Source organism: Actinocrispum sp. NPDC049592 (assembly GCF_040675465.1).
Classification (GTDB): domain Bacteria; phylum Actinomycetota; class Actinomycetes; order Mycobacteriales; family Pseudonocardiaceae; genus Kibdelosporangium.
Genome location: NZ_JBFAPA010000016.1, coordinates 138,593 through 165,385 on the forward strand (window position 1 = coordinate 138,593; position 26,793 = coordinate 165,385).

The 26,793-nt window shown below is 68.6% G+C and carries 27 protein-coding genes; 14 read left to right on the top strand and 13 right to left on the bottom strand.

The features are described 5' to 3' along the window. The first annotated feature begins 8 nt into the window (after window positions 1–8). A complete protein-coding gene (locus tag AB0J95_RS34140; RefSeq protein WP_364767336.1) occupies window positions 9–239 on the top strand; it encodes an RNA-binding S4 domain-containing protein in 231 nt (76 codons plus the stop codon). On the opposite strand, the gene AB0J95_RS34145 is transcribed toward AB0J95_RS34140, so the two are convergent. Further along, complete coding sequence (locus AB0J95_RS34145; RefSeq protein ID WP_364767339.1) at window positions 217–876, bottom strand: response regulator transcription factor; 660 nt, start codon at window positions 874–876, stop codon at window positions 217–219. The genes AB0J95_RS34140 and AB0J95_RS34145 overlap by 23 nt on opposite strands. Beyond that, on the bottom strand, window positions 873–1,931 hold the full coding sequence (locus AB0J95_RS34150) for a sensor histidine kinase (protein WP_364767342.1): 1,059 nt from the start codon (window positions 1,929–1,931) through the stop codon (window positions 873–875). The genes AB0J95_RS34145 and AB0J95_RS34150 overlap by 4 nt, the downstream gene beginning before the upstream one ends. A 271-nt stretch (window positions 1,932–2,202) precedes the next feature. Between AB0J95_RS34150 and AB0J95_RS34155 the strand changes: the two genes are divergently transcribed. Genes AB0J95_RS34155 through AB0J95_RS34165 form a run of 3 tightly spaced genes read left to right on the top strand, consistent with a single transcriptional unit; the run spans window position 2,203 to window position 4,228 of the window. Next, a complete protein-coding gene (locus AB0J95_RS34155; RefSeq protein ID WP_364767345.1) occupies window positions 2,203–2,745 on the top strand; it encodes a TetR/AcrR family transcriptional regulator in 543 nt (180 codons plus the stop codon). Then, entirely contained in the window at window positions 2,742–3,428 is a 687-nt protein-coding gene (locus AB0J95_RS34160; RefSeq protein WP_364767348.1) for a DsbA family protein, read from the top strand. The genes AB0J95_RS34155 and AB0J95_RS34160 overlap by 4 nt, the downstream gene beginning before the upstream one ends. After that, on the top strand, window positions 3,425–4,228 hold the full coding sequence (locus tag AB0J95_RS34165) for a maleylpyruvate isomerase family mycothiol-dependent enzyme (protein ID WP_364767351.1): 804 nt from the start codon (window positions 3,425–3,427) through the stop codon (window positions 4,226–4,228). The genes AB0J95_RS34160 and AB0J95_RS34165 overlap by 4 nt, the downstream gene beginning before the upstream one ends. On the opposite strand, the gene AB0J95_RS34170 is transcribed toward AB0J95_RS34165, so the two are convergent. After that, entirely contained in the window at window positions 4,218–4,901 is a 684-nt protein-coding gene (locus tag AB0J95_RS34170; protein WP_364767354.1) for a TetR/AcrR family transcriptional regulator C-terminal domain-containing protein, read from the bottom strand. The genes AB0J95_RS34165 and AB0J95_RS34170 overlap by 11 nt on opposite strands. Before the next feature lie 89 nt (window positions 4,902–4,990). Between AB0J95_RS34170 and AB0J95_RS34175 the strand changes: the two genes are divergently transcribed. Beyond that, the gene (locus AB0J95_RS34175; protein WP_364767357.1) at window positions 4,991–6,460 is read left to right on the top strand and encodes an FAD-dependent monooxygenase; all 1,470 of its coding nucleotides are present in this window, start codon (window positions 4,991–4,993) and stop codon (window positions 6,458–6,460) included. Here the strand turns inward: AB0J95_RS34175 and AB0J95_RS34180 are convergent. The 3 genes from AB0J95_RS34180 to AB0J95_RS34190 are packed head-to-tail and all read right to left on the bottom strand — an operon-like array spanning window position 6,440 to window position 8,350. After that, window positions 6,440–7,096 (bottom strand): HNH endonuclease family protein, encoded by a 657-nt coding sequence (locus AB0J95_RS34180; protein ID WP_364767360.1) that lies wholly within the window; start codon window positions 7,094–7,096, stop codon window positions 6,440–6,442. The genes AB0J95_RS34175 and AB0J95_RS34180 overlap by 21 nt on opposite strands. Window positions 7,097–7,148: 52 nt before the next feature. Further along, a complete protein-coding gene (locus AB0J95_RS34185) occupies window positions 7,149–7,790 on the bottom strand; it encodes a hypothetical protein (protein ID WP_364767363.1) in 642 nt (213 codons plus the stop codon). Continuing rightward, window positions 7,790–8,350, bottom strand: a complete 561-nt coding sequence (locus tag AB0J95_RS34190; RefSeq protein WP_364767366.1) for a hypothetical protein — start codon at window positions 8,348–8,350, stop codon at window positions 7,790–7,792. Before AB0J95_RS34190 ends, AB0J95_RS34185 begins: the two co-directional genes overlap by 1 nt. A 140-nt stretch (window positions 8,351–8,490) precedes the next feature. On the opposite strand from AB0J95_RS34190, the gene AB0J95_RS34195 reads away from it, so the two are divergent. Both AB0J95_RS34195 and AB0J95_RS34200 read left to right on the top strand, forming a co-directional pair. Next, window positions 8,491–9,492, top strand: a complete 1,002-nt coding sequence (locus AB0J95_RS34195) for a YhjD/YihY/BrkB family envelope integrity protein (RefSeq protein WP_364767369.1) — start codon at window positions 8,491–8,493, stop codon at window positions 9,490–9,492. 23 nt (window positions 9,493–9,515) lie between these two features. Further along, window positions 9,516–9,866, top strand: a complete 351-nt coding sequence (locus tag AB0J95_RS34200; RefSeq protein WP_364767801.1) for an STAS domain-containing protein — start codon at window positions 9,516–9,518, stop codon at window positions 9,864–9,866. Here AB0J95_RS34200 and AB0J95_RS34205 read toward each other — a convergent pair. The 3 genes from AB0J95_RS34205 to AB0J95_RS34215 are packed head-to-tail and all read right to left on the bottom strand — an operon-like array spanning window position 9,863 to window position 12,610. Beyond that, complete coding sequence (locus AB0J95_RS34205; protein WP_364767372.1) at window positions 9,863–10,516, bottom strand: response regulator transcription factor; 654 nt, start codon at window positions 10,514–10,516, stop codon at window positions 9,863–9,865. The genes AB0J95_RS34200 and AB0J95_RS34205 overlap by 4 nt on opposite strands. Next, window positions 10,501–11,568 (bottom strand): hypothetical protein, encoded by a 1,068-nt coding sequence (locus AB0J95_RS34210; protein ID WP_364767374.1) that lies wholly within the window; start codon window positions 11,566–11,568, stop codon window positions 10,501–10,503. Before AB0J95_RS34210 ends, AB0J95_RS34205 begins: the two co-directional genes overlap by 16 nt. Further along, window positions 11,561–12,610: an ATP-binding protein gene (locus AB0J95_RS34215; RefSeq protein ID WP_364767377.1), complete on the bottom strand. Its 1,050-nt coding sequence runs from the start codon at window positions 12,608–12,610 to the stop codon at window positions 11,561–11,563. The genes AB0J95_RS34210 and AB0J95_RS34215 overlap by 8 nt, the downstream gene beginning before the upstream one ends. Window positions 12,611–12,846: 236 nt before the next feature. Here AB0J95_RS34215 and AB0J95_RS34220 point away from each other — a divergent pair, with 236 nt between their 5' ends. Continuing rightward, complete coding sequence (locus tag AB0J95_RS34220) at window positions 12,847–13,431, top strand: Uma2 family endonuclease (protein ID WP_364767380.1); 585 nt, start codon at window positions 12,847–12,849, stop codon at window positions 13,429–13,431. 4 nt (window positions 13,432–13,435) lie between these two features. On the opposite strand, the gene AB0J95_RS34225 is transcribed toward AB0J95_RS34220, so the two are convergent. Then, entirely contained in the window at window positions 13,436–14,710 is a 1,275-nt protein-coding gene (locus AB0J95_RS34225) for a PP2C family protein-serine/threonine phosphatase (protein WP_364767383.1), read from the bottom strand. 195 nt (window positions 14,711–14,905) lie between these two features. Between AB0J95_RS34225 and AB0J95_RS34230 the strand changes: the two genes are divergently transcribed. From AB0J95_RS34230 to AB0J95_RS34240, 3 genes are all read left to right on the top strand, one after another. Continuing rightward, entirely contained in the window at window positions 14,906–19,165 is a 4,260-nt protein-coding gene (locus AB0J95_RS34230) for a HAMP domain-containing protein (RefSeq protein ID WP_364767804.1), read from the top strand. A 171-nt stretch (window positions 19,166–19,336) separates the two neighbouring features. Next, window positions 19,337–20,035, top strand: coding sequence for a hypothetical protein (locus AB0J95_RS34235; RefSeq protein WP_364767385.1), 699 nt, complete (start codon window positions 19,337–19,339; stop codon window positions 20,033–20,035). 50 nt (window positions 20,036–20,085) lie between these two features. Next, entirely contained in the window at window positions 20,086–20,901 is an 816-nt protein-coding gene (locus AB0J95_RS34240; protein WP_364767388.1) for a serine hydrolase domain-containing protein, read from the top strand. Here the strand turns inward: AB0J95_RS34240 and AB0J95_RS34245 are convergent. Next, entirely contained in the window at window positions 20,891–22,117 is a 1,227-nt protein-coding gene (locus tag AB0J95_RS34245) for a cytochrome P450 (RefSeq protein ID WP_364767391.1), read from the bottom strand. The genes AB0J95_RS34240 and AB0J95_RS34245 overlap by 11 nt on opposite strands. 88 nt (window positions 22,118–22,205) lie before the next feature. Here AB0J95_RS34245 and AB0J95_RS34250 point away from each other — a divergent pair, with 88 nt between their 5' ends. The 3 genes from AB0J95_RS34250 (at window position 22,206) to AB0J95_RS34260 (ending at window position 25,477) form a co-directional block, all read left to right on the top strand. After that, on the top strand, window positions 22,206–22,805 hold the full coding sequence (locus tag AB0J95_RS34250; RefSeq protein WP_364767394.1) for a TetR/AcrR family transcriptional regulator: 600 nt from the start codon (window positions 22,206–22,208) through the stop codon (window positions 22,803–22,805). 58 nt (window positions 22,806–22,863) lie between these two features. Then, on the top strand, window positions 22,864–25,044 hold the full coding sequence (locus tag AB0J95_RS34255) for an MMPL family transporter (protein ID WP_364767397.1): 2,181 nt from the start codon (window positions 22,864–22,866) through the stop codon (window positions 25,042–25,044). Between the two features lie 70 nt (window positions 25,045–25,114). Further along, on the top strand, window positions 25,115–25,477 hold the full coding sequence (locus AB0J95_RS34260; RefSeq protein ID WP_364767400.1) for a DUF6401 family natural product biosynthesis protein: 363 nt from the start codon (window positions 25,115–25,117) through the stop codon (window positions 25,475–25,477). On the opposite strand, the gene AB0J95_RS34265 is transcribed toward AB0J95_RS34260, so the two are convergent. Continuing rightward, on the bottom strand, window positions 25,474–26,250 hold the full coding sequence (locus AB0J95_RS34265) for a Ku protein (protein WP_364767403.1): 777 nt from the start codon (window positions 26,248–26,250) through the stop codon (window positions 25,474–25,476). The two genes, AB0J95_RS34260 and AB0J95_RS34265, sit on opposite strands and share 4 nt — an antisense overlap. Continuing rightward, the gene (locus AB0J95_RS34270) at window positions 26,247–26,792 is read right to left on the bottom strand and encodes an AAA family ATPase (protein WP_364767406.1); all 546 of its coding nucleotides are present in this window, start codon (window positions 26,790–26,792) and stop codon (window positions 26,247–26,249) included. The genes AB0J95_RS34265 and AB0J95_RS34270 overlap by 4 nt, the downstream gene beginning before the upstream one ends. Window position 26,793 lies beyond the last annotated feature (1 nt).

Below are 26,793 nucleotides of genomic sequence, written 5' to 3' on the forward strand. Positions count from 1 at the left end.
CGCAGGCGATGACCATCCGTGAGGTTTCCATCCGTGACGAGTCGATCCGGCTCGGCCAGTTCCTGAAGCTGGCCGACCTGGCCGACAACGGCAGCCACGCCAAGGACCTGATCGAGGCGGGCGACGTCACCGTCAACGGCCGCCCCGAGACCCGGCGCGGCGCCCAGTTGCACGACGGTGACGTCGTGGCCGTGGGCGGCGAGAAGGCGCGGCTGGTCAGCTCAGCCAGCCGGGAGTGATCATCCCGGACTCGTAGGCCAGGACGACCAGCTGGGCGCGGTCGCGCACGGCGAGCTTGGTCATGATCCGGCTGACGTGGGTCTTCGCGGTGGCCGGGCTGAGCACGAGCTTGGCGGCGATCTCGTCGTTCGACAGGCCCGCAGCGACCAGGACCATGACCTCGCGTTCCCGTTCGGTCAACGAGTTCAGCCGCGGGCTCGGGCCGGGGCGGTCGACCCGGCCGGCGAACTCGGCGATCAGCCGCCGGGTGACCGAAGGCGCGAGCAGGGCGTCGCCCCGGGCGACCACCCGGACGCCGTGGATCAGCTCCATCGGTTCGGTGTCCTTGACCAGGAACCCGCTCGCGCCCGCTCGCAGGGCGCCGTAGACGTAGTCGTCGAGGTCGAACGTGGTCAGGATGACGACCTTGACATCGTTGGTGGCGGCCAAGATCCGGCGGGTCGCCTCCAGGCCGTCCAGCTCGGGCATCCGGACGTCCATCAGCACCACGTCGGGCTTCAGCGACCTGGCCAGCTCGACGGCCTCGGCGCCGTTGGCCGCCTCGCCGACCACCGAGATGTCGTGCTCACCGTCCAGGATGGACCGGAAGCCCGCGCGGACGAGCCGCTGGTCGTCGGCCAGCACCACGGTGATCATGAGGCCCCCAAAGGCAGTGTGGCCGCGACGGAGACGCCGTCCGGCCCGCTGTCGACCGACAGTGTCCCACCGACGGATCGCGCGCGTTCGGTCATCCCCCGGATCCCGTTGCCGGCCACCACTTTCCCGCCGCGCCCGTCGTCGACGATCTGTATGCACACGGTATCCACGTTGTACACAAGGTGTATACGAGCGGTGTGCGCGGCGGCGTGCCGGGTGATGTTGGTCAGCGCCTCCTGAATGATCCGGTACGCGACGAGGTCGACCTCGGACGGCAGCTGGCGCACCTCACCGTCGACGGTCACGTCGAGGCCGGTCGCACGGGTTCGTTCGACCAGGTCGGCGAGCTGGTTCAGGCCCGGCGGGCGGGTCGGCGCGGGCTCGTCGACCTGGCGCAGCACCCCCAGTGTGCCGCGCAGTTCGCGCAACGCGTCCTTGCTCGCCTGTTTGATCGCCTCCAGCGCGGGCTCGGACTGGTCCTTGCGGTGCAGCGCCGCGCTGGCCTGCACGTTGATCAGGGAGATGTTGTGCGCCAGGACATCGTGCAGCTCGCGGGCGATCCGCAGGCGTTCCTCGGTGGTCGCCCGCTGCGACGCCTCGGCCGCGTACGCCCGGCGCCCGTTGCTCACCGCGCCGAGGGCGATCATCGCGACCAGCCAGCCGACCAGCATGAACATCGCGACGTTGTCCACGTGCCGGACCGTGGACGCCATCTCGCCGAGCACGATCGCCACCATGGCCACCACCGAGAGCACGATCGCGGCGATCATCTTCCCGGCGGCGGCCACGAAGTAGAGGGCGATGACGAAGGTGGCGAGCATCGGCCCGCTCGCGCCCACGAACGGGTAGTAGATCCCGCACCCGATCAGCGTGCCCACGCCGACCCAGACCGGGAACCGCCGCCGGAACGCCAGCAGCCCGCCGGTGACCACGATCAGCAGCGCCCCGGCCCAGTCGAGCTGAACCCCGCCCTGCACCTGGTCCTGCAGGAACGTGCTGGCCAGCACGCCGAAGGCCACCAGGGCTGCGACCAGGACATCACGACCAGTAGGCACGCCCCGAGTCTGCCAGTCCCCACCCCGCGCGTGTCCCACGTTCGCGCACCCCGTGTCCCACGTTCGTGGGGGTCGAGTTCCACATTCGTCCGCGACGGGACGGATCGGGCGGGGATTTCGGGGGCCGTGAATGTGGGACACGGGGGCGGCGAGTGTGGGACACGCGGGTAGTTGACCGGTCAGTCAAGGGGTGGTTAGGGTGCGGGGGTGGGGAGGGGTTGTGGTGGGTGGGGCGGGTGGGGAGGGGGAGGGTGATGACTGGGAGGTGGGGATGGAGCAGACGCGGGAGCGGATCGTGCGCGCGGCGGCGAAGTTGTTCCTGACCCGCAGCTACCACGCCGTGGGCATCGCGGATCTGTGCGCGGCCGCGGATGTCCGCAAGGGCAGCTTCTACCACTTCTTCCCGTCCAAGGCCGACCTGGCCAAGGCCGTGATCGACCTGCACGCCGCCGAGTTCGACAAGCAGCTCACCGCCGCGCAGGACGAGGGCCTGTACGCGGTCGCCGTTGCGGTGACCCAGGTGCAGGGCCGGTTCGAGGAACGGTTCGGCCGGATCGTCGGCTGCCCGTTCGGCAACCTGGCCGCCGAACTGTCCACAACGGACGACGAGCTGCGGGCCCATGTCGCGGATGTGTTCGCCCGGTGGGAACAGCGGCTGCTGGCCGCCTGCCGCCGCTACGACGTGCCCGACGAGACGGCCCGGATGATCCTCGCCCAGATCCAGGGGCTGATCCTGCTGGCCAAGGTGCAGCAGCGGCCGGCCGCCGAGATCACCGCGGGCCTGCGCACCCTGATCGCCGGAGTGACCGCATGAACATCGACTTCCACTTCGACCCGATGTGCCCGTTCGCGTACCAGACCTCCTTGTGGATCAGAGATGTCCGCGAGCAGACCGGGATCACCATCGGCTGGCGGTTCTTCTCACTGGAGGAGGTCAACCGGTTCGAGGGCAAGAAGCACCCGTGGGAACGCCCGTGGTCCTACGGCTGGTCGCTGATGCGGATCGGCGCCCTGCTGCGCCGCGGGAGCATGCGGGACCTGGACGACTGGTACGCCGCGATCGGCAAAGCCCTGCACGAGGACGGCGAGAAGCCGCACGAACCCGACGAGGCCCGCCGCATCCTGGCGGGCCTGGGCCACTCACCCGATCTGCTCGACGAGGCCATCAACGACCCCACCACGCACGACGAGATCAAGGCCGACCATAAAAGGGTCGTCGCGGCAGGCGGTTTCGGCGTGCCGACGCTGTTCTTCCCCGACGGCTCACCGTTGTTCGGGCCGGTCCTGGTCGACCCGCCCACCGGCGACGACGCGCTGCGGCTGTGGGACGTCGTCACCGGGATGCAGTCCTTCCCGCACGTCTACGAGATCCAACGACCCAAGTCGCCCCAGGATCTCGAGCTGATCGCCCGGCGCCTGCGGCCGTACCTGGACGGCCGGGACTGGGTGAGCGTGAACCGGGGCGAGATCGTGTCCTTCGAAGGGAACCAACAGTGAAAGACACCGTGGTCAGGGCGCTGGACGAGGAGTGGGCGTCGATCGACGGCCTGCTGGCCGGCCTGCCGGACGCCGAGTGGTCCCGGCCGACTTCGCTGCCGGGCTGGTCGGTGCAGGACGTCGTGTCGCACATCGTCGGCGCCGAACTGGGCCTTTGTGGACAGACGCCGCCGATGACCAAGGACGTCAAGGCGTTCGACCATGTGCGCAACGAGATCGGCGTGGTCAACGAGTACTGGGTGGACTGGCTGCGCGACGAGACCCCGCAGCACTTGCACGACCTGTTCCGCGAGGCCACTTCCACGCGGTCGCAGACGCTGCAGGCGATGCCCGCGGCGGACTTCCAGGCGCCATGCTGGACACCGTCCGGAGAGGACACTTACGCCCGGTACATGCGCATCCGGGTGTTCGACTGCTGGATGCACGAGCAGGACATCCGGGATGCCGTCGGCCGCAAGGGAAACGAGACCGGTCTGGCCGCAGAGCTGTCCCTGGACGAGATCACCGCGGCGATGGGCTACATCGTCGGCAAACGAGCCCAGGCACCGAGCGGCTCCACCGTGACGATCCAGCTGACCGGCCCGATCGAGCGCTCGGTCAACGTGTCCGTGGACGGCCGCGCCAAGGTCGTCGAGACGCTCGACGGACCCGCGACCACCACACTGGCCATGGATTCGACGCTGTTCACGCGGTTGTGCGGCGGCCGCACGCCGATCGACGACCGGCTCGGCGAGATCCGTTTCGACGGTGACCAGGAACTCGGCCACAAGGTCGCGAAAGCGCTCCCCTTCACGATCTAGCCGCGATCCCGTCCAGCACACACGCGAGGCCGAACTCGAAGCGTTCGTCCGCCGAGCGGTCGCTCCCCTCGACCACTTGGCGGGCGAAATGCGGGTACTCGCCGCTCTCGATGACATCCCGCACGTACGCCCCAACGCTGTGCCGCCATTGGGTTTTCGTCATGCCCGAGCGGCGTTGGGCTTGCAGTTCAGCGAGTTCACCGCTGACAGCGCCGCGAACGTAAGCGGTGACCGTCGCCGCGATCCCCGCCGCGAGGTCGACATCCGGAGTCAGCGAAGCCACCGCCGCAAGCGTGGTGTCGTAGTGCCGCAACGAGTTCGCGCCTAGCGCCGGGCGCCCGGCCAGCTCCGCCACCAGCCACGGGTGCCGCAGCAACGTGGCCCGGATGTCCCGCGCGATCGCGCTGAGGTCGGCACGCCAGTCGCCGGTCAACTCGACCGGCGCGGACCGGACCTCGTCGATCATCAGGTCCAGCAGTTCGTCGCGGCTGGCCACATACCGGTACAGCGACGCCGTTCCCGAGCCGAGGTCGCCCGCGACGCGCCGCATCGACAACGCTTCTAGCCCTTCGGTGTCCGCGATCGCGATGGCCGTCGCCACGATCTGCTCGACACTCGGCGCCTGCCGCCGCGGCGTCCGCCGGTCCTTTTGCCACACCAGCGCCGGGTCCATCCGCTGCCTCCTCGGGTTGTTGCCAACACCCTACCGGAGTGGCTACGGTGTTCTCAAGTTGCGAACACTGTAGCTATAAGGAGTCGGAAATGCCTGGGGTGCTCATCGCCGGAGGCGGCTCGGTCGGCCTGTCCGCCGCTGTTTTCCTTGCCCATCAAGGGGTTGACGTGATGCTGGTGGAACGTCAGCCCGGTCCGTCCATCCACCCGCGCGCCACCGGGATCGGCCTGCGCACTCGCGAGATCCTGCGCCAGATGGGCCTGGAGGACGCCCTCAACGCGGCCTCGGTGCCAATGCCGGGCGGCGGACTGGGCAAGATCGTGACCCGGACGCTCGCCGAGGCCGACCTGGGCGCCGCGCCGCCCGCTCCGGCGCCCGCCGGGTCACCGCTCAGCCCGGTCCGGCCACGCGGCATGTGCCCGCAGAACCGTCTGGACGCCGTCCTGTTGTCGGCGGCCCGCGAACGCGGAGCGGAGATCCGGTACGGCACAACGCTGATCGGGTTCGAGCAGAACGAAAACGGTGTCACGGCAACGCTCGACACCGGCGAGCGGGTCACCGCCGATTACCTCATCGGCGCCGACGGCGTGCGCAGCCAAGTGCGCGAAGCCGTGGGGATTGCCACCTCCGGGCCGGGCAAACTGGGAAACCCGCTGGTCAACATCCTGTTCCGGGCCGACCTCAGCGAGTACACCAAAGAGCAGTCGTTCACGGTCTGCGACATCACCACGCCCGAGGCGCCAGGCATGCTGGTGACGGTCGACAACGAGAAGGACTGGGTGTTCCACCATGTCGACGACGGCGCGGCATTCCCGGAGGAGCGCTGCCAGGACCTGATCCGCAAGGCCATCGGCGATCCGGAGCTGAACGTCGAGATCCTGAGCGTGCTTCCCTGGCGCCCCAGGGGCGTTCTGGCCGACATGTTCCACAAAGGACGCGTATTCCTGGTCGGCGACGCGGCGCACACTGTCCCGCCACTCGGCGCATTCGGCGTCAACACGGGCATCGCGGACGCCCACAACCTCGCCTGGAAGCTCGCCGCGGTGCTGGACGGCCACGACCCCGCGCTCCTCGAGACCTACGACGCCGAACGGCGCCCAGTCGCGGCAATGGCCCTCGAACAGTCCCTGTTGCGCGCGAGGCACCCGGAACTGCATTGGCGTGAGGCCCCGGAGGAACGCGCGAAAGCTGGCGTGATCAACGCTCCGGTCGTCCACATGGGGTACCGGTACGACTCGGCCGCGATCGTCGGCGCCAAGCCGGAACTCGTATCCACCGAGGACCTCGCGCTGAACCTCAACGGCGATCCGGGTTCCCGCCTGCCCCACGTCTGGGTCACACCCGAAGTGTCCACATTGGACTTGATCGACGGGTTCACCGTGCTGACCCACACCGGCTGGACGAGCCCGGATGTCAAGGTCCACCGGGTGGACGTCGAGATCCCGGGCCTCACCAGGCAAGGAGCGGTCCTGGTCCGGCCGGACCAGGTGGTCGCCTGGTCCGGCCCAAGGGAAGAACTTCAGCAGGTGGTGCGGCGGTTAGTTCGGGCAGGTGCCTAGCATCTGCGCGAGCGCGTCGTGCTCGGCCTGGTCCACGGTCAGCTTGTACGCGGCCTTGACCGTGACGTAGTCCCTCGCGTAGGTGCACCAGAACCCTTGCGCGGGCGGCTTCCACTCGGCCGGGTCCTTGTCGCCCTTGGACCGGTTGGCGTTCGCCGACACCGCGAACAACTGCGGGTTGGTCAGGTCGTTGGCGAACTGCTTGCGCTGCTCGTCGGTCCAGCTCGCCGCGCCGGACCGCCACGCCTCGGCCAGCGGGACGACGTGGTCGATGTCGACCTTGGCCGCGTCGGTGATCACGACGCCGTCGTACGGGCTGGTCCACGTGCCGGACACGGCCTTGCACTGCCCGTTGCGGGTGACCCCGCTGCCCTGCTTCTGCAACACGGTCTCCCTGGTGTCGCAGGAGTCCGGGCCGCTGGCCCACAGCGGGAACCGGTCGCGGCTGTAGCCGGTCATCGGCCCGGCCGGCGCGACCACCAGGGAGGCCAGCGCCGGCGTGTTGCTGGGCGCCGGTGGCGGTGCGCTGGCCGTGGACTGGTCGCGGTTGGCCCACCACACGGCCAGCGAGATCAGCAACAGCAGGGCGACGGCGCCGCCGAGGGTGGTGGGAGCCGATTTTCTTTTACGTGCCACAGCAGGGATCCAAGCCGATGAAGGGCTCGTTCACCGGGAGGCTCGCCGTGACTCAGACGGACAAGATCTGATCGAACAGCGAGCGGTAGCGCTGCATGGCCAGCCGCATCTGCTCGGTGTCGCCGTTGCCCAGGTCGTTGCGGTTCGACTCGATCCGGGTCTTGAGCTCGTCCATCATCTTGGCCAGCAACGTGTCCGCCTCGCGCACGGCCGTCTTGGGCTCGTCGACAAAGGTGGACTGGACCTCGCGCCACTGCGTGCGGAACTTCTCGGCCTCCTGCTCCTCGAACAGGCTGGTCCGGTTCTCCTGCTGCGGCACAACGTTTTGCGCGCTCCCGGCGGCTGTCTCCTGGGCGGGCAGCTCGTCGGTCACCGGCTCGGCCCGGACGTCCATCCGGGACTCCGGCTCGGTGTCCACCCCGGACTCGGGTTGCTCGAAGCGGGTCCGGCCCTTGGCCGCGGTGCTCCTGGGCTCGTCGGTCTCCGCGCCCTCGGCCACGGTGTCGCCGCTGCCGAAGGTTTCGCCGGTGCCGAGAGTTTCGCCGGTGTCGGCGGTGCCGAGAGTTTCGCCGGTGTCGGCGGTGTCGAGAGTGTCGCGGGTGTCATCGGTGTCCCGGTCCCGCGGGGGAACGTCGGAAAGCCGGTCGTTGAGGGGCCGGTCGTGCGCGGCCCTGTCGTTGAACTCCGTCGACATCAGTGCCGCACCTTCTCTCGCGTCTTGTTGTCTCGCGTGCCGTGCTCCAGCAGGTCCTCGAACACCTTGCGGTAGCCGATCAGGGCCGTGCGCAGGTCGTCCGTGCTGACGTCCTCGCGCTGCCCGGTCTCATGCGCCTCGCGGTAGTGCTTGACCGAATGGCCATGGCGCACCGAGAGATCCGCCAGCTGGCGCTCGTAACCCTCGGAGGGGTAACCAAGTTCCGCGACCAGGCCGTTGACCAGCCGGTCGGCCTCGCCGACGGCGTCACGCGGCGAGTCGATGAACTTCTCCTGCACGCGGGTCCACTCCTGCCGGTACCGGTCGCGCACCTCCGGGGTGACCGGCCGCAGCTCGTACTGCGAGTGCCGCGATTCCCGTTCCGTCAGCTCACGTTCCGCCGCACGGCGGTCACCGTGGCGGTCCACCACATGGTCGTACTCCGGCCCGAACGTGCGGCGCAGACGCTGGCTGCGCAGCTGTGGGAGCAGGAAGAACACGCCGGCGGCGATGAGTAATGCGACTACGACGACGATGGCGATGATCGCACCCGTAGACATCATGACCTCCTCTGCTGGTCTTGACCGGTAATGCCACCCGGGCGGTCCGGACAAACTCCGCTGGGCGGAGAATCCGGCTTCCGGGGCAGTGATTACCGTCCAATGGCGTAGTACCCATCCCGGTACGGAACAATCGCCGTGTGGCGGAGGAGTCCCTGATCAGACGCGTGCGTGCACGCTACGTGTGGTTCGATCACGTCGTCCGGGCGCTGGACCGGTACATCGGGCACAACGCGTACCAGTACGCGGCCTCGATCACCTATTTCACCGTGCTGTCGGTGGTGCCGATCCTGATGGTCGGGCTGTCGGTCGCCGGTTTCATCATCGCCGACGACAAGCAGGTGATCGACGAGCTGCGGCACACGATCATCGTCGCGTTGCCGGCCGGGCTGGGCTCGTTCGCCACCGACGTGTACGACACCCTGCTCACTCAGCGGACCTCACTGGGGGTGTTCGGTCTGGTGATCGGCCTGTACACGGGCTGGAACTGGATGAACGCGCTGCGGGACGCGCTGACCGCGATGTGGGACCGGGACCGCCCGCCGATGCCGTTCTTCCGCACGATCCTGATGGACTTCCTCTCGCTGCTCAGCCTTTCGGTGGCGTTCGTGGTGTCGTTCGGGCTGACCGCGGCGGGCGGCTGGCTCAACGAGGTGCTGCTGCGGCTGGTCGGTCTGTCCCACGAGCCGTGGGCCGGAACGGTGTTGTCGCTGGCGTCCGTGCCGCTGGCGATCATCGCGGACTGGCTGGTGTTCCTGTGGGTGCTCGCGCGGCTGCCGCGGCACAAGGTCGACACGCGCAACGCCGTGCGGGGTGCGCTCGCGGCGGCGGTCGGGTTCGAGATCCTCAAGCAGGCCGCGAACATCTACCTGAGCCTGCTTGGCAAGTCCCCCACCAGTGCGGCATTCGGTTCGGTCATTGGTCTTCTGGTGTTCATCTACCTGGTGGCGCGGATGTTGTTGCTGGTGGCGGCCTGGGTCGCGACTCCCGTCCGGGAACCGGTGGCGCGGCCCACGCGGTACCGTGAGTACCGGACCGAACCGGCGGAGCCGATGCGCCTGGCAACGATGGGCTGGCTGGTCGCGGCGGGCGCGGTGGCGACCCTGGTGCTGCAGCGCACCTTCCGCAGGAAACGACAGTAAGGAGAGCGAATCCCTTGTCCGAGGTGATCCGGATCTCACTGGAACAGCACACCCCGGCGGTGACCGTCGCTCACGTGACCGGCGATATCGACCTCGCCACCGCGGAGGAGTTCCGCGAGGGCGTCGCCGAGCGGCTGGCGAGCGGCGAGGTGTTCGTGCTCGACCTCGGCGGGGTGACCTTCATGGGGTCGCTGGGCTTCTCGGTACTGGTGGAGACCCATCAGGAGACCGAGCGCCGCAACATCCGGTGGGCCGTCGTGGCCGGTGAGGGCCCGATCCAGCGCCCGCTGCGGGTCACCGGCCTCGACGACGTGCTGCCCATCTACCCGTCGGTAGCCGACGCGCTGACGGCTTTGACCACTGTGGACAGTTAGAGGTCCTCCGCGGCGACGAGGCCGTCCTGGATCGCGCGGGCGACCAGCGCGGCCTTGGTGGAGGCGGGGCGGCCGACGTTCGCGTACTTCAGCCGGACGCGGTCGAGATAGGTGTTCACCGTCCGCACGGTGATGCCGATCCGTTGCGCCACAAGCTGTTTCGACTCGCTCTGGAACCACTCGACCAGGACTTCCAGTTCCCGGTCGGACAGCCGCGGCTGGGTCGAGCGGGCGCTCGCGGCGATCGCGCCCGCCAGGGCCGGCGGGATGCAGGGGCGGTCCCCGGCGGCGGCGACCGTGGCCTCGACGAGGTAGCGCTCGCCCTCGGCCTTGGTGAGGAACGTGACCGCGCCCAGGTCCAGGCAGTTCAGCGCGATGTCCTCGTCCTCGCGCATGGTGTAGACGATCACCTTGCGGCCCGCGTTGACCAGCCGCCGCAGCTCGCCGTAGGCCGCGGGGCGTTCCGGGACCAGGTACAGGTCGAAGATCACGACGTCGGCGCCGTCGCCCGGCGGGGTCCACGCGACCATCGGCGTCGGGCCTGCGGCGACGACCTGGATGGGCGGGTCGGCGGCGGCGTACCAGGCACGCAGGCCGGCGCGGATCGCGGGGTGGTCGTCCACGATCGCCACCGTCAACGGCTTCTCCACTGCACCTCCATCCACAGTGAACTCCCCATCGTGTCCAGGCGCAGGTTCGGGTTCTGGTCGAGTCCTGGTACCGCGGTGACCTCGCATTTGACGCTGAGCCGGACCGAGTCCGGGCCGCGCATGACGGTGACGCGGGCGTTGTCGACGGCGGCGGCCAGGACTTCGGAGACCGGGTCCAGCAGGGCGCGCCTGGCCTCGATGGGCAGGTCGCCCGGTTCGCCGCGGGTCGCGAGGTGGACCTCCACGCCGTGCCGTTCGGCCACGTCGATCGCGGCTTTCAGTTCGTGTACAAGGGGATCCGGGCTTTCGTCGCGTTCGGCGAAGAGCCTGCGCATGCGGGCGGCCTCGATCGCGCAGCGTCGTTTTGTGTCCTCTTCGGACGGATCAAGCGTGCCGTTCGCCAGGCCGGTCAGGACCGGGATCGTGGTGGCGAGCAGGTCCTGGTGGTTGCGTTCGCGGTCGCGGTGGACCAGTTCGGCGGCGGCCTCGCGGGTGCTGATGTTCTCCTCCTCCCGCTGGGCTTGCGCCGCGGTGGCGGCGATCCGGCGGATGACCGCGGCCGCCATCGCCACCCCGATCTGGAACCCGATCACCGACACGACCGAGATGGCCATCGCCGAGAACCCTGGTGTGAAGCCGAAAACGGGCACGATCGTGATCAGGGCGTGGACGGCGAGGAACGTCGCCGTCGTCCTGAGTCGCTGGTCGAACAACAGGAACAGCGCGTACCAGCCGATCAGTCCGAACGACCAGTGTTCGGCGCGGATCACCGGGTCTCGCGGCAATGTGATCGTCAGGATCACCGATGCGCTCAGCAGCCAGGCCACCCCGGCCCAGCGGAGTCTCGGCCCGATCGGCTTGCGGAGGTAGAAAAGTCCGGCGATGGCAATGACCGCCAACTGTCCAAACGCGACGGTCTGACCCCAGCCCGCGCCTTGCGGGCGTTGGGTTCCGGGCGCGAAGCTGAGCCCGAACTGGACGACGATCGCGATGAGCAGAAGGGCCGTGCGGGCCGCGTTGAGCAGGCTGCGCTGGATCAGACGGTCACTCACCGGGCCACCTCCAGCGCACCGTCGTGCCCTGGCCGGGTGCCGACGTCACTTCGGCGTCGCCGTTGACCGTGTCCATCCGGCCTTTGATGGAGTGTTGGATCCCGCGTTTCTGCGGGGTTATCCCGTCGAAGCCGCGGCCGTTGTCCTTGAGCTCAACGCTGATCCGGTCGTTGTCGCGCTGGGCGTGCAGGGTGACCGCGTCGACTCCCGCGTGCCGCCGCACGTTGGTGAGGGCTTCCTGCAGGCCGAGGAAGATCGCGACCGCGGGGGCGGCGGGCATGGTCAGGTCGTCGTCGAGGTGCAGGGTGACGGTGATGTCGGGTTCGTCGGCCAGGGGCTTGAGAATCGCCGCCAGGTCGACGTCGCCTTCGGGGATGTCGTGCACGCTCAGGGCTTCGAGGTCCCGCCGGGCGCGTTCCGGGAGCCAGTCGCTGCTTGTGCCCAACGAGACCATCAGCAGGGTCGTGCTGGCCGTGTCGTGCAGGGTCGCCAGGTATTCGCGTTCGGCGTTCCTGCGGGCTGTGGCCACCGCCGCTGCGCGCCTTCTCGCGGCCGCTTTGGCGGCTGTCGCGTCGGCTGCTTTCGCGGCGCGCCGCAGGAACCGGAGGCTGAGGTAGCACAGGATCGACTGGACGATGAGCCTGCCTGTCAGGCCGGCCAGGCCCGGGTCGGGTCCGGCGATGACGTTGCCCGCCGTGTACGCGCCGATGCTCAGCCCAGCGACAATCCACCCCCTGGCGCCCCACTCGTAGTGGCACGTCACGGAACTGATCGACGCGACCGCGAACACCCAGCTACTGACCGACTGTGAGCCATACGCGAGCTGACTCAGCCCGACGACAACAACAAGCAGCCCATCCCCGCCGAGAACCCACACCGGCTGCCGTTTCCACGCGATCCTGACGGCACACCACAAGCTTGCGATGGCCACCAACCACCACAACCTCGCGTCCGACCCCAGACTGAACACCCCTGACAGCACCACGATCGCGGCGCGCAACCAGAGCGCATACCGCGGCGCCGCTTCCGCGAGCGCGCGCACCGCCGCCATCCTGATGACCGATCCCCTCACCCCTGGTCATACTGGCCCTTACCCCAGAGTCTAGGGACTGGATCTTTACAGAACCTTGTGCCCACAGCAGAGAGTCGCGCCCTCTCACCCACCGCACCTGTCGAGAATCCAGATTCACCCAGTCTCACCAGCCGCGATGACCCACTGCAACCAAACCATTACAGCTGTGCCACCCTTAGACTGTGAGTCGAGCATGGAGGTGGAGCGTGTCCGCAGCTCTCAAGCACCCGATGATCGGCCCGCACACCGTTGCCGAATGGCTGGCCATGGACAACCCCGCGGACGGGTCGCGCCTTGAACTGATCCTGGGACACCTCTTGATGACTCCTGCTCCTTCGGGGCCGCACCAGCGCGCCACCTCCCGCCTGACACGTTGGCTGGAGGACGTACTGGAGGCGGATGAGGGACATGACCTGTACGTCGTCCCCGCCGTGAACGTACGGATCTCAACCGGATGGCGCACCGCGGTGATCCCCGACATCGCGGTGCTGAACTGCGAACCGGCAGACGTCATCTTCGACGCCGAGAACCTCGTTCTGGCGGTGGAGGTGTGGTCGCCAGGCAACCCGCGGGACGAGCGCGAGACCAAACTCGCCGGATACGCGGGCGCCAAAGTGCCGTTCGTGTGGACCGTCGATCAAGGCAACAGCCTGCACGGCCTGACTTTGACGGCCTTCCGCCTGCAGGACGGTCAGTACACCCTGGAGAACAAGATCCAGGCCGACGGACCGGCGACGGTCACCGCGGCGCCTGTCCCGATAACGCTGGATCTCACCCGTCTTTTTCGCTGACCTGCTATGAGGCCTGGGGCTGGATGGCGAGCAGGGCGATGTCGTCGTGGTCGTTGCCGCCGAGCCATTCCGCGACGGCGGCGTTGATCTTGGCGAGGATGGTCTCGAGGGGGAGGTCGCAGCAGGTCCCCAGGAGGTGGCTGAGGCGTTCCTCACCGAACATCTCGTCGCCGGTGGGGCCGCCGCGCGCCTCGGTGACGCCGTCGGTGTAGAGCAGGCAGACGTCGCCGCTGTGCAGCTCCACCGTTTCCTGGCCGAACCGGGCGGCGCTGGTCACGCCGACCAGCATGCCGGAGATGATCACCTCGTCGACCGTGCCGTCGCACCGCAGCACCAGCGGCGCCGGGTGACCGCCCGAGCCCAGGGCCAGGCGCATGGTGTCCGCGCTCCGCGAGGTCATCGAGCCCACCACGAGGCTGGCGAACCGGCTGCCGCCGCTGCCCAGCAACATGGTGTTGACCAGGTCCAGCAGCCGGTCCGGTTCGCGTTCGACCAGGTGCAACGCGCCGAGCGCGTGCCGGATGTTGCCGGTCAGGGCGGCGGCCTCGGGGCCGTTGCCGCACACGTCGCCGAGCAGGAACAACAGCGTCCCGTCCGACCGCGGGTGCACGTCGTAGAAGTCGCCGCCGACGCGCAACGGGCCGGCCGCCGGGCTGTAGTGCGCGGCGATCTGCACGCCGGGGACCGCTGGGATCTCCGCGGGGTGGAGCGTGGTCTCCAGGCCCTCGATCGCGGCCTGCTGCTTGCCGAACAGGCTCGCCGAACCCAGGGCGGCGCCCGCCCGTTCGGCGAACTCCCGCACCACGTGCCGCTCGGAGTCGGCCAGTGACTCGGACCGGGCCAGCAGCAGCACCCCGGGCGTGTCGCCCAGGCCGGAGACCAGCGGGACCGCGCTCACCTCGTTGAACCCGGTCAGCTGCTCACGCAGCACCCCCGGCAGCGCGGTGAGCTCGGCCGGGGGGATGACCCGGATCGTCGACTGGGTCGCGAACATGGCTCTGGCCAGCACCGGAGCGGCCGAGGGCGCCAGCCGGCGCACCTTCCCGTGCCCCGCCGAGCCGTCCAGCTTGTGACACCACCACTCCCACCGGCCGCGGCTGGCGGGCATCAGCACCACGGAGCGGTCCGCGAGCACCGGGCTGGCCAGCTCGGCCACCGTCGCGGCGGTGCCCTCGGTGTCCAGCCGCCCGCACAGCCGCCCGCCGACCTCGGCGAGAAAGGCGACGTCACGCTGCTGAGCAGCGTCGGCCGGACGTGCCGATGCCGCTGCATCGGTCATTCCGCACCTCGCTGACGCTTCGGCAACTTCGCCCCTACCGTAGCGCCTGCGTCACCATCCGCGTGGAACCGTGGCAAGGTTAGAGGCCTGACCCCCGCCTCGATCACCAGGAGCAGTGCTGTGACGACGCGCATCGAGACCGAGCCCACCAGCCAGGACGGCGAGGAGACCACCCTCGACCGGCTGCTGGCCGCGATGGAGGACCTGCGCGAGGGCAACTTCCGCCGCCGGATCGTCACCAAGGGTGACGGCCGGACCGCGCGTCTGGCGGCCGCGTTCAACGAGATCGCCGAACGCAACCAGCAGCTGGTCAACGAGCTGCTGCGGGTGCGCGACAGCGTGGCGGCCGAGGGTGCGCTGCACGAACGGCTGCGCAAGGTCGAGGGCGAAGGCGGCTGGGCGGTCGCCACGAACGTGGTCAACGAGCTGATCGACAGCCTGTCCCGGCCAACGCTGGAGCTCAACCGGGTGCTCGCCGCGGTCGCGGAGGGTGACCTGACCCGGCGGATGGCGCTGGAGGTCAGCGGCCACCAGCTCACCGGCGACTTCCTCGAGCTCGGGCACACCGTCAACGGCATGGTCGAACAGCTGTCGTTGTTCGCCACCGAGGTCACCCGGGTCGGCAAGGAGATCGGCACCGAGGGCATCCTGGGTGGTCAGGCCCAGGTCCCCGGCGCCGCGGGCCTGTGGCGGGACCTCACCGACTCGGTGAACTTCATGGCCGGCAACCTCACCAATCAGGTGCGTGACATCGCCCGTGTGGCGACGGCGGTCGCGCGGGGTGACATGACCCAGAAGATCGTCGTCAGCGCGCGCGGCGAGATCCTCGAGCTGAAGAACACCCTCAACACGATGGTCGACCAGCTCTCCGCCTTCGCCGACGAAGTCACCCGAGTCGCCCGCGAGGTCGGCACCGAGGGCCAGCTGGGCGGTCAGGCGCAGGTCCCGGGGGTCGCCGGGATCTGGCGCGACCTGACCGACAACGTCAACGTCATGGCCGAGAACCTGACCACCCAGGTGCGGTCGATCGCGACCGTGGCGACCGCTGTGGCCCGTGGTGACCTGACGCAGAAGATCACGGTCGACGCCCGGGGCGAGATCCTCGAGCTGAAGAACACGCTGAACACGATGGTCGATCAGCTCTCCGCCTTCGCCGACGAAGTCACCCGAGTCGCCCGCGAGGTCGGCACCGAGGGCATCCTCGGTGGTCAGGCGCAGGTTCCCGGGGTCGCCGGAACGTGGCGAGACCTCACCGACTCGGTGAACTTCATGGCCGGCAACCTCACCGACCAGGTCCGCAACATCGCCCAGGTGGCGACCGCCGTCCAGCGCGGTGACCTCACCCAGAAGATCAACGTGGACGCCCGGGGCGAGATCCTGGAGCTGAAGAGCACGCTGAACACGATGGTCGATCAGCTCTCCGCCTTCGCCGACGAAGTCACCCGAGTGGCGCGTGAAGTCGGTAGCGATGGGCGGCTGGGCGGCCAGGCGCAGGTTCCCGGGGTCGCCGGAACGTGGCGAGACCTCACCGACTCGGTGAACTTCATGGCCGGCAACCTCACCGACCAGGTCCGCAACATCGCCCAGGTGACGACCGCCGTCCAGCGCGGTGACCTCACCCAGAAGATCAACGTCGACGCCCGCGGCGAGATCCTCGAGCTGAAGAACACCATGAACACCATGGTCGATCAGCTCTCCGCCTTCGCCGACGAAGTCACCCGGGTGGCCCGTGAGGTGGGCACCGAAGGCAAGCTGGGCGGCCAGGCTCAGGTGCGAGGCGTCGCGGGTACCTGGAAGGACCTGACCGACAACGTCAACGTGATGGCCGAGAACCTCACCACTCAGGTGCGGTCGATCGCCACGGTCGCCATCGCGGTGGCCAACGGCGACCTGGGCAAGAAGATCAACGTCGACGCCAAGGGCGAGGTCGCCCAGCTGGCGGACACCATGAACGGTATGGTCGACACGCTGCGCGCGTTCGGTGACGAGGTGACCCGGGTGGCGCGCGAGGTGGGTACCGAGGGCACGCTGGGCGGTCAGGCGCGCGTGCCGAACGTGGCGGGTACGTGGAAAGAGCTGACCGACAACGTCAACGTGATGGCCGAGAACCTCACCACTCAGGTGCGCAACATCGCCCAGGTGACGACCGCGGTGGCCAACGGTGACCTGTCGAAGAAGATGGACGTCAACGCCCGCGGCGAGATCCTCGAGCTGAAGAACACGCTGAACACCATGGTGGACCGGCTGTCGTCGTTCGCCGACGAGGTCACGCGGGTGGCCCGTGAGGTGGGTACCGAGGGCAAGCTCGGCGGTCAGGCGAACGTCGTCGACGTGTCCGGGACCTGGCAGCGGCTGACTGAGAACGTGAACCAGCTGGCAGGCAACCTGACCACTCAGGTGCGCGCGATCGGCGCGGTCGCCACCGCCGTGACCGCCGGCGACCTGACCCGGCAGATCACCGTGGACGCGTCCGGTGAGCTGGCCGACCTGAAGAACAACATCAACCAGATGATCCTGACGCTCAAGGAGACCACGCGCACCAACGAGGAACAGGACTGGCTGAAGACCAACCTGGCCCGGATCGCCGGTCTGATGCAGGGCCACCGGGACCTGGGCGCGGTGGCGTCGCTCATCCTGAGCGAGCTGTCGCCGTTGGTGCGGGCCCAGTACGGCGCGGTGTTCCTGGCCGAGACGGCCGACGATTCGGTGTGGCTCAAGCGGATCGCGAGCTACGGACGCGCGGAGGCCAACGGCACGGTCCGGTTCGCGCTGGGTGAGTCGCTGGTCGGGCAGGCCGCGGTGGACAAGCGGACGCTGCTGATCACCGCCGCTCCGCCGGAGTACATCCGGGTGTCGTCCGGACTTGGCTCCGCCGCGCCGAAGAACGTCATCGTGCTGCCGATCCTGTTCGAGGGTCAGGTTCTCGGCGTGATCGAGCTGGCGTCGGTCAACGAGTTCACCTCGGTGCACCACGACCTGTTGGAGCAGTTGAAGGAGACCATCGGCGTCAACATGAACACGTTGCTCGCCAACACCCGCACGGAGACGCTGCTGGCCGAGTCGCAGCGGCTGACCCGGGAGCTGCGGGCGCGGTCCGAGCAGTTGCAGGCCCAGCAGGACGAGCTGCAGAAGTCGAACACCGAGCTGGCCGAGAAGGCGGCGCTTTTGGCCCGGCAGAACCGGGACATCGAGGTGAAGAACTCGGAGATCGAGCAGGCGCGCCAGGAGCTGGAGGACCGCGCGCGGCAGCTGGCGACGGCGTCGAAGTACAAGTCCGAGTTCATGGCGAACATGTCGCACGAGCTGCGGACCCCGTTGAACAGCGCGCTGATCCTGGCGAAGCTGCTGGCGGACAACCTGGAGGGCAACCTCACGCCGCGACAGCGCGAGTTCGCCAAGACGATCTTCTCCGCGGGCAGCGACCTGCAGCAGCTGATCGACGACATCCTCGATCTGACCAAAGTGGAGGCGGGGCACCTGGAGCCGCACAAGACCGACACCGCGCTGCCCGAGCTGGTCAGCTACGTGGAGTCGTTGTGCCGCCCGCTGACCACCGAGAAGGGCCTGGACTTCTCGGTCGTCGTCGAGCCGCCGGTGCCGGGGACGCTGTACACCGACGAGCACCGGTTGCAGCAGATCCTGCGGAACCTGTTGTCCAACGCGGTGAAGTTCACCCACGAGGGCAGCGTCCGGCTGCGCATCACCCTCGCCGACCCCGCCGTCACCCACACGACCGCGCTGCGCACAGCCCCGGCTGTCGTCGCGTTCGTGGTTGAGGACACCGGAATCGGCATCGCCCCGGACAAACTCGCGGTGATCTTCGAGGCGTTCCAGCAGGCCGACGGCACGACGAGCCGCAAGTACGGCGGCACCGGCCTGGGCCTGTCGATCAGCCGGGAACTGACTCAACTGCTGGGCGGCGAGCTGCACGTCACCAGCGAACCGGGCGCCGGCAGCACATTCACGCTGTACCTCCCGGTCTCCAACGCCCAGGACGTGATCCGCCCCTCGATCCCGCAGATCGAGGCCACCGACGAGACCGACGAGTCACCGGCGATCGCCCGCTTCCACGGCGAGAAGATCCTGATCGTCGACGACGACCTCCGGAACGTCTTTGCCCTCACCGCAATGCTGGAACAACACGGCCTCGACGTCGTCTACGCGGACAACGGCGTGGCCGGCGTGCGCGCTTTGGAGCAGTACAAGGACATCGCCCTCGTCCTGATGGACGTCATGATGCCCGAGCTCGACGGCAACGCCACCATCAGCGCCATCCGCGAAATGTCGTCCCACAAGGACCTTCCCGTCATCGCCGTGACCGCCAAGGCCATGCCCGAGGACCGCGAACGCACCCTCGCCGCCGGCGCCAACGACTACGTCACCAAACCCGTCAACAACGACCTCCTCCTGAGGCTGATCGCCACCCACCTGGACGCCGAGGAAACCGTGAGCTAGCCGGTGCCGGAGCCGCCGCGGGCGATGTGCTTCCCGCGGCGGTGGAAAAACCCTTGGGGCAACAGCGGATCGGCGCTCCCCATCGGGAATGCGACCCCCATCGCAACGGTGTCCGGTATGTGTTCTACAGTGCGCGTCCGGTCCTGTTGTCCAGGAAGGGGAGAGTCCGAAATGTCCGCTCCGAACCCGCCGTTACAGCCGCCCCAGGGGCAGCCGTACGGTCAGCAACCGCCGCCGCCCATCGCGCCGCCGCAGGGGTATCCGCAGCAGCCGATGATGCCGCCACCGCCCCAGGGGCAGCCGGTCGGCCAGCTGCCGCCGCCGCCCGGTCAGGGCCAGTGGCCGCAGGGCGCCGCGCAACCCAAGCGCAAGAAGGGCTTCCCGCGCTGGCTGATCAGCCTGATCGCGATCGTCGTGGTGGGCGCGGGGGTCTACGCCTTCAACTACTTCACGAGCGATGTCGCGCAGGCCAAGGCGGGTGACTGCGCGCACGTGTCCGGCACCGAGTCCAAACCGGACTACAAGAAGGTCGACTGCGGCTCGGCCGAGGTCACGCACACCGTTGGCAAGGCGCTGTCCTCGACGTCGGCCTCGTGCGGCGGTGACTACGACGAGTTCACGCTGACCGGGCGCAACGCGCCGTCCACCAAGCTGTGCCTGGTGCCCAAGCTCGCCGAGGGCGCCTGCTACGACATGGCCAGCTCGGACATGTCGTACCCGAAGACCGCCTGCGGCAACGGTGGCAGCAAGGTCGTCAAGGTCACCAAGGTGGACACCGGCAAGGCCGACGAGAAGCTCTGCGGTGACGACGGTATCGCCATGACCTTCCCCGAGCCGCCGACCACGATCTGCCTCGGGTCGGCCAAGTAGCGATCGGCCGGGTGGGACACGAGGCGTCCCGCCCGGCTAACGTCTCTGCCATGCGGAGCTTGGAACTGGTGGACGAGTGGCCCGTCGACAACGTCGCGGTGGGGGTCGTCGGGCGGCAAGGCCGGCAGCTGGGCACCCGGGGCGATGTGCACCGGGTGTTCCCGCTGGCGTCGGTCACCAAGCCACTGACCGCCTACGCGGCCCTGATCGCCGTCGAGGAGGGCGCGGTCGAGCTGGACGAGCCGGCCGGGCCGGAGGGGTCGACGATCCGCCACCTGCTCGCCCACGCGTCCGGGCTGGCCATGCAGGAGGACAAGATCCAGGCCCAGCCGGGCACCAAACGGATCTACTCCAACAAGGGCTTCGAGGCGCTCGCCGAGGCCGTCCAGCAGTCCTCGGGCATCCCGTTCAACGCCTACCTCGCCGAGGCCGTGTTCGGCCCGCTGGGCATGACGAACACGACACTCAAAGGCAGCGCCGCGCACGCGGGCGAGTCGACCGTCGCCGATCTGGCCAAGTTCGCCGCCGAGCTGCTCGCGCCACGTCTCATCTCGCGGGAGCTGTTCGACGAGGCGACCCACGTCGTGTTCCCCGGCCTCAACGGAGTGCTGCCCGGGTTCGGTTTCCAGAAACCCAACGACTTCGGCTTGGGCTTCTCCATCCGGGACCACAAGAGTCCACATTGGACCGGCAAGAACAACTCGCCGGAGACGTTCGGCCACTTCGGACAGTCGGGTACGTTCCTGTGGGTCGACCCGGTCGCCGGCATCGCCTGCGTCGCCCTGACCGACCGCGCGTTCGGCGAATGGGCGGCCGAGGTGTGGCCGGTGCTCAGCGACGCCGTACTGGCCGAGGTCACCAGCTGAGCGGCAGGTGCAGGATTCCGTTGATGAAGTTCGACGTCAGCCGGACCGGCGGCCCCGCGAGCTGAACCACTGGCAGCCGGGTCAGGAACTCCCGGAAGAAGATCCGCAGCTGCAACCGTCCAAAGTGGGCGCCAAGGCACAGGTGCGGCCCCTGGCCGAACGCGATGTGGTCGTTCGGTGACCGGGTGATGTCGAACCGGAACGGGTCCGGGAACTGCCGCTCGTCGTAGTGCGCGGAAGCGTGGTACACGACCACTTTGTCGCCCGCCCGGATCTCCTGCGATCCCAGCACCGCGTCCCGAGTGGCCGTGCGGCGGAACGAGAGCACGGGCGGATGCCAGCGCAGCACCTCCTCCACCGCCGAGGGCAGCAACGAGAGATCGTCCCGCAACCGCGCGTACTCGGCCGGGTGCTCGACCAGAGCCAGCACACCGCCGGGCAACGCACTGCGAACGGTGTCGTTGCCCGCGATCACCACCAGGAAGAAGAACATCCGCAGCTCGGCGTCGTCCAGCGAACGGCCGTCCACGGAAGCGTTGACCAGCGCGGTCATCAGGTCGTCGCCGGGGTTGTCCTTCTTGTACGCGGCCAGTTCGCTGGCGTAACCGAACATGTCCGCCAGCGCGGCCGGTGACCGCGGGTTGACCGGCTTGCCGGACGGGTCCCGCAGCACCTCGGCGTGCTCCGGGTCCTGGTAGCCGATCACGCGGTTCGTCCAGCGCAGCAACAGGTTCCGGTCGGCCATCGGCACGCCGAGCAGGTCGGCGAGGTTGGCCAGCGGGAAGTCGTCGGTCACGTCCACCGGCAGGTCGCACGACCCGCGAGACGCCACCGCGTCGAGCAAAGCCTGTGCCCGCAAGGTGATCTGCTCGGTCGACCGTTCCAGGCGACGGCGGGTGAACACCGCGGAGACGACCTTGCGCAGCCGCATGTGCTCGGGCGGGTCCATGTTCAGGATCATCCGGCGGATGAAGTCCAGATCGGCCGGTTGCGGATCGCGGATCTGGGTGGCGCCCAGCCAGGACGAGAACACCTCGGGCGTACGCAGGACGTGCTTGACGTCGTCGTAGCGCGTCACGGCCCAGTAGCCGGGCCCGGCGGGCCAGTCGAGCACCGGGTGCTCCTCCTGCCAGAACACCGGCGCGGTGTCCCTGAGCTGCCGGAACTGCTCGTGCGGGAGGCCGCGGGCGAACACGTGCGGGTCGAACACGTCCACGAACGCACCGTAACGCATGATCAAGGTCACAGGTCTTGCACAACGGGCAAAGTTGCACGCCGGGCAAAACTACTCGTAGCCTGATCGTGTGACACCCAGACCGGTCGGCCGCGAGGCGAAGAAACACGAGACGCGACGTGCGCTCGGGTTCGCCGCGCAGGAGCTGGCCGTGCAGCGCGGGTTGCACGGGTTCGTCGTCGAGGACGTGACCGCTGAGGCAGGAGTCTCCCGCCGGACCTTCTTCAACTACTTCACCCGCAAGGAAGAAGCGGTCGTCGCGGTCGGCGGGTTCGTCTTCGAGGACGGGATGGCGCTGCTGCGCGAACGCCCGGCCGACGAGCCGGTGTTCGAGTCCCTGCGCGCGGTCGCCACCCTGATCAGCACCGCCGAGAACCGGGAGCTGATCACCAGGTCGATGACGCTCGGCCGGGAGTACCCCGAGCTGGTGCCCTACGAGCTGGCCAACCGGGAGCACATGGTCACCGCCGCGCACGAGGCGCTGGCTGAGCGGCTGACCTCGGACCAGTGCTCCGGGTTCTACTCGCTCGCGCTGGTGCACGCCACGTTCGCGGTGCTCGCCGCGGCGTTCGGCTGCGCCGCGCTGACCCCCGGCAGCGACGTCGAAGGCTTCATAGACGAGGCGTTCCACTACCTGCGCACGGGGTTCGATCCCACTACATCGGGCTGATCAACGCTGATCGGTTCACCACACAACCGCCTGAAACTCAGCTTTAAGGAGCCCGATCGTGGCCAAGCTGCTCTATCGGCTCGCGCACTTCGCGAGACGCCGCCGGGGACTCGTCCTCGGCGTCTGGCTGCTCATCCTGGCCATCGCCGCGGGAGGGGCCATCGGTCTGTCCGGCAGCACCACGAACCAGTTCTCCATCCCGGGCACCGCCTCCCAGCAGGCCCTGGACCACCTGCGGGACAAGCTGCCACAGGCCGCCGGCGCGTCCGGCCGGATCGTGTTCGCCGCCCCGCAGGGCAAAACGATCACCGACCCGCAGACGCAGGCGCTGATCGACGGCGTGATGGCCCAGGTCGGCAAGACCTCGCAGGTCGCGGGCGCGTTCAGCCCGTCGGTCACCAAGGCGATCTCGCCGGACCAGCGGATCGGCCTGGCCCAGGTGCAGTTCTCCGTGTCGCCGCCGGAGGTCACCGACCAGACCAAGGACGCCATCAAGGCCGCGGTCGGCCAGGCGGGCAACGCGGGCCTGGAAGTGGCCTACAGCCAGGAGATCGCCGGCCAGATGGTCGCGATCGGCGCCACCGAGGGCATCGGCGTGCTGATCGCCGCCCTGGTGCTGGTGCTGACGTTCGGCTCGCTGGTGGCCGCCGGGCTGCCGCTGCTGACCGCGCTGGTCGGCGTGGGCATCGGGATCGGTGGGCTGTACGCGCTGACCAGCGTGATCGACATGTCCTCGACCGCGCCGGTGCTGGCGATGATGCTGGGCCTCGCGGTGGGCATCGACTACGCCCTGTTCATCGTGCACCGGCACCGCAAGCAGGTGCTGTCCGGAATGGACGTCGACGAGTCGATCGCGCGGGCCATCGGAACCGCTGGCAGCGCGGTGTTCTTCGCCGGTCTGACGGTGATCATCGCGCTCGTCGGGCTGACCATTGTGGGCATTCCGTTCCTGTCGGTGATGGGCCTCGCGGCCGCCGCGACCGTGGCCGTCGCCGTGCTGATCGCGTTGACGCTGGTCCCGGCGATCCTCGGGTTCGTCGGCAAGCGGATCGTGTCCGCGAAGGCGCGGGCCAAGGCCGAGGACAGCAAGGAGGCCTTCGGCTACCGCTGGGCCCGCGGCGTGTCCAAGCGGCCGGTCACCGCACTGGTGCTGATCGTGCTCTCCCTTGGCGCGCTGGCGATTCCGGCGTTCTCGCTGGAGAACGGCCTGCCGGACGACTCCACCGCGCCACAGGGCAGCCCGCAGCAGCGGGCGAACGCGCTGGTCACCGAGGCGTTCGGGCCCGGCTTCAGCGGCCCGCTCATCGTCGTGGCCGACCTGCCGTCCGGGGTGAACCCGCAGAACGCCATGGGTGCCCTCGTCGGCAAGCTGAGCACGGTCCAGGACGTGACCCGGGTGGTTCCCGCCGGTGTGTCGCAGGACGGCACAACGGCTGTGCTGCAGCTGATCCCGGCCAGCGGACCGTCCACTCAGGAGACGAAGGACCTGGTCGCGCGGCTGCGGTCGCTGACCCCGGAGATCCACTCGCAGACCGGCTCGTCGATCGGCGTGACCGGGCAGACCGCGTTGAACATCGACGTCTCGCAGAAGCTGTCGGACGCGTTGCCGCTGTACCTGGTCGTGATCGTGGGGCTGTCGCTGATCCTGCTGGCGATCATGTTCCGGTCGATCCTGGTGCCGGTCAAGGCGACCGCCGGGTTCCTGCTCACCGTGGCTGCCTCGATCGGCGCGGTCGTGGCGATCTTCCAGTGGGGCTGGCTCGGTTCGCTGATCGGCGTCACGCACGGTGCGCCCATCATCAGCTTCCTGCCGATCCTGATGACCGGGATCCTGTTCGGCCTCGCCATGGACTACGAGGTGTTCCTGGTGTCCGGTATGCGGGAGAGCTACGTGCACGGCGACACGCCGAAGCAGGCCGTGGTGAACGGGTTCGGCCACAGCGCACGGGTCGTCACAGCGGCCGCCCTCATCATGACCTCGGTGTTCATGGGTTTCGTGTTCTCCCACGACACGGTGATCAAGTCGATGGGCTTCGCGCTCGCCTTCGGGGTGCTGATCGACGCGTTCGTCATCCGGATGACCCTCGTGCCCGCCCTGATGACCTTGTTCGGCCGGGCGGCATGGTGGTTCCCCCGTTGGCTCGATCGGATTACCCCGAACGTGGACGTCGAGGGTGAGACACTCGCCCGCCACGTCGGGCAAACGGAGCAGCCCGAACGGGTTCCCGAGACAGTGTGAGAGAAAGACGGCCGCTGGAGCGTAAGTTTGAGCGGCCGTCCCTTTCCGCCGACAAACGAAGACCGCGCTGTTGAACATATGGGACCTCGCCGCCCAGTGGTCCGCTCGTCGCTGGCTCCGCCGGTTGCGTTCCCGGCTCGAGTCCGGCCGAGCGGCGGTCGAGCGCGACCCCGGCCTGGCCGCGGCGCTGGACCAGCACGTCCAGGCGATCAGGATCCACCTCGACGCCGAGCGCACCGCCCGCGCCGCCCTCACCCCCACCCCGTACGTGGTCCTGCTGGCGATCTACACCGACGACATCTACCGCGAGGCCGTGAAATCCGGCTGGGAACCACCGTCCACATGGACCGCCGATGACGGTGTTTCCTTGCGGCTGCTGGCTTGCTGCTCGTTGTCCACACCGAGTCGCTTGAGGACCGGCCGGGCGCCCTAGTCCTCGAAGCGGGTGCGTTCGACGCTCAACCTCAACGCCTCCAACAGATCCATCGGCGTGTCGCCGTCACGCTGGGGTGGGATGGGCTGAGGCTGGGCGGTGGTGGTGCGGGCGGCGATGAGCTGGGCGAGGGCCTGCTGGTACTCGTCGGTGAACTCGCCGGGGCGGAACGTGTCGCCCATGCTCACCACCAGGGACGTGGCGGCGGCCAGTTCCTGCGGCTTGACGGTCACCTCTCGTTGCAGGAAAGGAAAATCGGGGGTCCGCACCTCGTCCGGCCACAGCATGGTGTGCAGCATCAGCATGTCGTCGCGGGTGTGCACGGCGGCCAGGATCTCGCGGCGGCGCATGGCGACCTTCACGATGGCCATCCGCTGGGTGCGTTCCAGTGCGAGGCGCAGCAACACGTACGAGTGCACCGCGTTGTCCTCGGGCTCCAGATAGTAGCTGCGCTGGAAGAAAATCGGATGCACCTCGTGCACCGGGACGAAGTGCACCACGCGCATCGACTTGTCCGCGGCACTGGGCAACGAGTCGAAGTCGTTCTTCTCCAGCAGCACCATGCGGCCGTCGTCCAGCTCGTAGCCGCGCGCGACATCGGTGTAGTCGACGTCCTCCAGGCACGCCTCGCACTCCCGGCGGTACCGGATCTGCCCGCCGTCCGAGCGGTGCACGTGCCGGAACCGGACGTCGTGGTCCTCAGTGGCGGCGACGACCCGCACGCCGATCGACACCAGCCCGATGGACACGGTGCCACGCCACACGGTTCTCATCCTTCCGGCGTACCCGCCGCCCAGCCGTCCGTGCTACCGCCATTAGTGCAGTGCGACCGGATCGCCGCCGCCAAGGCCGGGATATCAACCGGCACAGTGGTATCCACCTCCACCACCGGCCCCACCCCCAACGGCAGTACCGGCGAACCCCACAGTTCCTCGGTGGTCCGGTCCAGGTCGAGGTGGCCGGGATGCCGCTCGGCCGCTCGCGCGTAGTACCGCTCCCGGGCGACCTCGATCGGGACCACGCAACGGACTTCCACGATCGGCCCAGGCAGCGCCGCCACCAGCGGTCGCGTGTACGCGAACCACGTGCTGTCGATGACCGCGCCGGGACAACGCAAAGCAACCCGCAAAGCGACCAGAACCGCAGCGCGGCCCAGTTCCTGTGACTCGGCGACGGTCGAAGGGCGGCCCAGCCCGTCCGCCATCGCCTCTTTGATCTCGTCCTTGGCCAGCACCGGAAGGCCCAGCTCGGGTCCCAGTGCCGCCGCGACCGTGCTCTTGCCCGACGCGGGCCAGCCGCCCACCAGCACGAACATC

Bases quoted from the DNA above. Each gene is read 5' to 3' on its own strand.
- AB0J95_RS34140 (WP_364767336.1), top strand. From the start codon at position 9: ATGACCATCCGTGAGGTTTCCATCCGTGACGAGTCGATCCGGCTCGGC.
- AB0J95_RS34145 (WP_364767339.1), bottom strand. From the start codon at position 876: ATGATCACCGTGGTGCTGGCCGACGACCAGCGGCTCGTCCGCGCGGGC.
- AB0J95_RS34155 (WP_364767345.1), top strand. From the start codon at position 2,203: ATGGAGCAGACGCGGGAGCGGATCGTGCGCGCGGCGGCGAAGTTGTTC.
- AB0J95_RS34160 (WP_364767348.1), top strand. From the start codon at position 2,742: ATGAACATCGACTTCCACTTCGACCCGATGTGCCCGTTCGCGTACCAG.
- AB0J95_RS34170 (WP_364767354.1), bottom strand. From the start codon at position 4,901: ATGGACCCGGCGCTGGTGTGGCAAAAGGACCGGCGGACGCCGCGGCGG.
- AB0J95_RS34175 (WP_364767357.1), top strand. From the start codon at position 4,991: ATGCCTGGGGTGCTCATCGCCGGAGGCGGCTCGGTCGGCCTGTCCGCC.
- AB0J95_RS34185 (WP_364767363.1), bottom strand. From the start codon at position 7,790: ATGTCGACGGAGTTCAACGACAGGGCCGCGCACGACCGGCCCCTCAAC.
- AB0J95_RS34190 (WP_364767366.1), bottom strand. From the start codon at position 8,350: ATGTCTACGGGTGCGATCATCGCCATCGTCGTCGTAGTCGCATTACTC.
- AB0J95_RS34225 (WP_364767383.1), bottom strand. From the start codon at position 14,710: ATGACCGATGCAGCGGCATCGGCACGTCCGGCCGACGCTGCTCAGCAG.
- AB0J95_RS34230 (WP_364767804.1), top strand. From the start codon at position 14,906: ATGGAGGACCTGCGCGAGGGCAACTTCCGCCGCCGGATCGTCACCAAG.
- AB0J95_RS34235 (WP_364767385.1), top strand. From the start codon at position 19,337: ATGTCCGCTCCGAACCCGCCGTTACAGCCGCCCCAGGGGCAGCCGTAC.
- AB0J95_RS34240 (WP_364767388.1), top strand. From the start codon at position 20,086: ATGCGGAGCTTGGAACTGGTGGACGAGTGGCCCGTCGACAACGTCGCG.
- AB0J95_RS34265 (WP_364767403.1), bottom strand. From the start codon at position 26,250: ATGAGAACCGTGTGGCGTGGCACCGTGTCCATCGGGCTGGTGTCGATC.
- AB0J95_RS34270 (WP_364767406.1), bottom strand. From the start codon at position 26,792: ATGTTCGTGCTGGTGGGCGGCTGGCCCGCGTCGGGCAAGAGCACGGTC.